Consider the following 4,609-nt stretch of genomic DNA (forward strand, 5'->3'; position numbering starts at 1 on the left):
GCGCTGCTGACGGCCGGGTGGTTGCCGGGCTGGTGGTGCCGGAGGAAGAGCGGCATCTGGTCGGTGCTGCGCTGGATGAGATTGGTTACCCGTATTGGGACGAGAGCGAGAACCCGGCGTACAGGCTGTTTCTGGGCTGAGGACTTAGATACTCCCGTTCCTCACGCTCCGCGTCACAAGAGGACGCAGAGCGTCCCGAACGGCATGCGACGCAGAGCGTCGCACGATAGCGGTAACGTTATCCCTGACGACCCTCGTTCCTCACGCTCCAGCGTGGGAATGCAGCTCACGACGCTCTGCGTCGCAAGAGGGCGCGGAGCGTCCAGATCGGCTTGCCCACGTGGAGCACGGGCGCGATAGCGCTTAAGGCACGGCTCTTGTGTCCACACTGCTAAACTCACCCAAGCCCGATTCCAGAGGAACACCGCGTCATGGAACCCATCACCACCCTTAATACCCTGCACATCGTCGCCATCGCGTTGTTGCTGATCAGCGCGCTGGTGTTGGCCAGCGGGGTGGTCAAGGTGCGTCTTGAAGGCGACACGACCGTGCAGAATCGCCTGCTCAAGCGGCCATTGCTGTTTTTCTGGGTGTTGATGGCCGTGTGCCTGGCGACACTGCCATTCAGCGGCTGGTGGCTGGTGCATCTTAAAGGGTTGTCGCTGGGCCAGACCTGGGTGCTGGGCAGCAGCGTGCTTTACACCCTGGGGCTGTGCAGTTGGGTGTGGCTGGTGGTCAGGCTCAACCGGTTGCGCCTCGGCGCCAAGGGCGGCAAGCGAGGTTTTACCTTGGCGCTGACCGTGATCAGCGTCGTGTGCTTTGTGGCCATGGCCGGTCTGATGGGCTTCAAACCGGCCTGAGCAGTGCCGACGTTCAGTTACGCAGGGTGATAACCGGCCAGCCGCGTCGCTCGGCTTCGGCACGCAATCTATCGTCCGGATCGACCGCAACCGGGCTGGCCACTTGCTCCAGCAGCGGCAGGTCGTTCATCGAGTCGCTGTAGAAATAGCTGTCCTCAAGGCTGAACGCGTTGTCTTCAAGCCACTGATTGAGGCGTGTCACCTTGCCCTCACGGAAGCACGGAACGCCCGTAGTACGACCTGTGTAACGACCATCAACCATCTCGCATTCGGTTGCCAGCAGTGTATCGATGCCCAGCCGCGCCACAATCGGTGCGGTCACAAAGCGATTGGTGGCGGTAATGACCACCAGCTTGTCGCCTGCGTCGCGGTGTTTGGCGATCAATTCCAGCGCCTTGGGCAGCATGATCGGCTCGATGCAGTCGCGCATGAAGTCGCGGTGCCATTCCTCCAGTTGCGCCATATCAGTGTTGCCCAGAATCTCCAGGGTAAAATTCAGGTAGTCGGTCATGTTCAGCGTACCGGCCAGGTAATCCTGATAGAACTCATCGTTGCGGGTCTTGTAGGTTGCGGCATCGAGGATCCCGCGTCGGCACAGATAATCGCCCCAGGCATGGTCGCTGTCGCCGCCCAGAAGCGTGTTGTCGAGGTCGAATAAAGCCAGACGCATAGGGTTACTCGCTGAAATAGTTGAAAAAAGAGTCCCAGAATACGAGGTTTTCACAAGTCTTCACATAAGGTGATAAGCCTCGTTGCTGGTTTGATCGCCTTTGTGGAACAATGCGGCGACATGCGTTTGCGAGGTTGTTGCCGTGATCGACCCCGATGGTTTCCGTCCTAATGTCGGGATTATTCTGACAAACGATGCTGGTCAGGTCCTATGGGCTCGGCGTATTAACCAGGATGCCTGGCAGTTTCCTCAGGGTGGAATCAACCCGCAGGAGACGCCGGAAGACGCGCTTTATCGTGAATTGAATGAAGAAGTCGGGCTGGAACGACATGATGTGCAAATACTTGCCTGCACTCGGGGCTGGTTGCGCTATCGTCTGCCGCAACGTCTGGTCCGTACGCACAGCCAGCCGCTGTGTATCGGCCAGAAGCAAAAATGGTTTCTCCTGCGCCTGATCTCCAACGAGCAGCGGGTGCGGATGGATTTGACCGGTAAACCGGAGTTCGATGGCTGGCGCTGGGTCAGTTATTGGTACCCGTTAGGCCAGGTGGTGACATTCAAGCGCGAGGTGTATCGACGCGCACTCAAAGAGCTTGCCCCGCGCCTGTTATCGCGCGACTGACACGGAGTTCGACCCCGAGCCATGCTCAATACGCTGCGCAAGATCGTCCAGGAAGTTAACTCCGCCAAGGATCTCAAGGCGGCGTTGGGCATTATTGTGTTACGCGTCAAGGAGGCCATGGGCAGTCAGGTCTGCTCGGTCTATCTGCTCGATGCCGAGGTCAACCGCTTTGTGCTGATGGCCTCTGAAGGCCTCAACAAACGCTCCATCGGCAAAGTCAGCATGGCGCCGAATGAAGGCCTGGTCGGTCTGGTCGGCACGCGTGAAGAACCGCTGAACCTCGAAAACGCCGCAGATCACCCTCGTTATCGCTATTTTGCCGAGACTGGTGAAGAGCGTTACGCCTCGTTCCTCGGCGCGCCGATTATCCACCACCGTCGCGTGGTGGGGGTGTTGGTGATCCAGCAAAAGGAGCGTCGTCAGTTCGACGAGGGCGAAGAAGCCTTCCTCGTGACCATGAGCGCGCAACTGGCGGGCGTTATTGCCCATGCCGAAGCCACCGGCTCGATCCGCGGTCTGGGTCGCCAGGGCAAGGGCATTCAGGAGGCCAAGTTCGTTGGTGTGGCCGGTTCGCCGGGCGCTGCTGTAGGTGTCGCCGTGGTCATGCTGCCGCCTGCCGATCTGGAGGTGGTGCCGGACAAGACCGTCACTGACATCGCCGCCGAGCTGGCGTTGTTCCAGAACGCGCTGGAAGGCGTGCGCAATGACATGCGCACCCTGTCAGCCAAGCTCGCCACCCAGCTGCGCCCCGAAGAGCGCGCGCTGTTCGATGTTTACCTGATGATGCTCGATGACGCCTCGCTGGGCAGCGAAGTGACCGATGTCATCAAGACCGGCCAGTGGGCGCAGGGTGCCTTGCGCTCGGTGGTCAGCGAGCACGTCAAACGTTTCGAACTGATGGACGATGCCTACTTGCGCGAGCGGGCCTCGGACGTCAAGGACCTGGGCCGTCGCCTGCTGGCTTACCTTCAGGAAGCGCGGCAGCAGGCACTGGTCTACCCCGACAACACGATTCTGGTCAGTGAAGAATTGACCCCGGCCATGCTGGGCGAGGTGCCGGAAGGCAAGCTGGTCGGCCTTGTATCGGTTCAGGGTTCCGGCAACTCCCACGTTGCGATCCTGGCGCGGGCCATGGGCATTCCCACGGTCATGGGGCTGGTGGACTTCCCTTACTCCAAGGTCGACGGCATCGATCTGGTGGTCGACGGTTATCACGGCGAAGTCTTCACCAACCCCAGCGAAATCATGCGCAAGCAGTTCGGCAAGGTGGTCGAGGAGGAGCGCCAGCTCTCCCAAGGCCTGGATGCCCTGCGCGAACTGCCTTGCGTGACCCTGGACGGCCATCGCATGCCGCTGTGGGTCAATACCGGCCTGCTGGCTGATGTCGCTCGCGCCCAGCAGCGCGGTGCCGAAGGGGTGGGGCTGTACCGTACCGAAGTGCCATTCATGATCAACCAGCGTTTCCCGAGTGAAAAGGAACAGCTGGCGATTTATCGTGAGCAACTGGCCGCTTTCCATCCGCTGCCGGTGACCATGCGCAGCCTGGATATCGGCGGCGACAAGTCGCTGTCCTACTTCCCGATCAAGGAAGACAACCCGTTTCTGGGCTGGCGCGGTATTCGCGTCACTCTCGACCACCCGGAAATTTTCCTGGTCCAGACCCGCGCCATGCTCAAGGCCAGCGAGGGCCTGAATAACCTGCGCATTCTGTTGCCGATGATCTCCAGTACCCACGAAGTGGAAGAAGCGCTGCACCTGATCCACCGGGCGTGGGGCGAGGTGCGCGACGAAGGCACCGACGTGCCGATGCCGCCTGTGGGCGTGATGATCGAAGTGCCTGCGGCGGTCTACCAGACCCGCGATCTGGCGCGTCAGGTCGACTTCCTCTCGGTAGGCTCCAACGACCTGACCCAATACCTGCTGGCGGTCGACCGCAACAACCCGCGTGTGGCCGATCTTTATGATTACCTGCACCCGGCCGTGCTTCAGGCCCTGCAAAGCGTGGTGCGTGATGCACATGCCGAGGGCAAGCCGGTCAGCATCTGCGGCGAAATGGCCGGCGACCCGGCTGCAGCTGTGCTGCTGATGGCGATGGGCTTTGACAGCTTGTCGATGAACGCCACCAACCTGCCGAAAGTGAAGTGGATGCTGCGTCAGATCAACCTCAGCAAGGCCAAGGAACTGCTTGCGCAACTGATGACCAACGATAACCCACAAGTCATCAGCAGCTCCCTGCAACTGGCGCTGAAAAACCTCGGCCTGTCGCGGATGATCAACCCGAGCTCGGTCAAAGGGCACTAAGCGCCACGATAGTTACAGAACTATCGTTCCTCACGCTCCAGCGTAGGAATGCCGTGGGTGACGCTTCGCGTCATAAATCTGTGCCGCACCGCCCGCTCAATATCGGACGCAGAGCGTCCAGAACTGCATGCGACGCAGAGCGCCGCACGATAGTCG

At 60.4% G+C, this 4,609-nt stretch carries 4 protein-coding genes and 1 pseudogene; 4 read left to right on the forward strand and 1 reads right to left on the reverse strand.

The features are described from left to right. Both RYC18_RS24780 and RYC18_RS24785 read left to right on the forward strand, forming a co-directional pair. Nucleotides 1-140: pseudogene (locus RYC18_RS24780) on the forward strand (threonine dehydratase); the annotation flags it as partial. Between the two features lie 291 nt (nucleotides 141-431). Continuing rightward, on the forward strand, nucleotides 432-860 hold the full coding sequence (locus tag RYC18_RS24785; RefSeq protein WP_316886967.1) for a DUF2269 family protein: 429 nt from the start codon (nucleotides 432-434) through the stop codon (nucleotides 858-860). 13 nt (nucleotides 861-873) lie between these two features. On the opposite strand, the gene RYC18_RS24790 is transcribed toward RYC18_RS24785, so the two are convergent. Further along, entirely contained in the window at nucleotides 874-1,530 is a 657-nt protein-coding gene (locus RYC18_RS24790; protein WP_316886968.1) for an HAD family hydrolase, read from the reverse strand. A 142-nt stretch (nucleotides 1,531-1,672) separates the two neighbouring features. On the opposite strand from RYC18_RS24790, the gene RYC18_RS24795 reads away from it, so the two are divergent. Then, on the forward strand, nucleotides 1,673-2,152 hold the full coding sequence (locus RYC18_RS24795; protein WP_002555745.1) for an RNA pyrophosphohydrolase: 480 nt from the start codon (nucleotides 1,673-1,675) through the stop codon (nucleotides 2,150-2,152). Between the two features lie 21 nt (nucleotides 2,153-2,173). Further along, a complete protein-coding gene (ptsP, locus tag RYC18_RS24800; RefSeq protein WP_002555744.1) occupies nucleotides 2,174-4,453 on the forward strand; it encodes a phosphoenolpyruvate--protein phosphotransferase in 2,280 nt (759 codons plus the stop codon). The last annotated feature ends 156 nt before the right edge of the window (nucleotides 4,454-4,609 follow it).

It is taken from the genome of Pseudomonas syringae group sp. 247E2, assembly GCF_032587795.1.
Classification (GTDB): Bacteria; Pseudomonadota; Gammaproteobacteria; order Pseudomonadales; family Pseudomonadaceae; genus Aquipseudomonas; species Aquipseudomonas amygdali.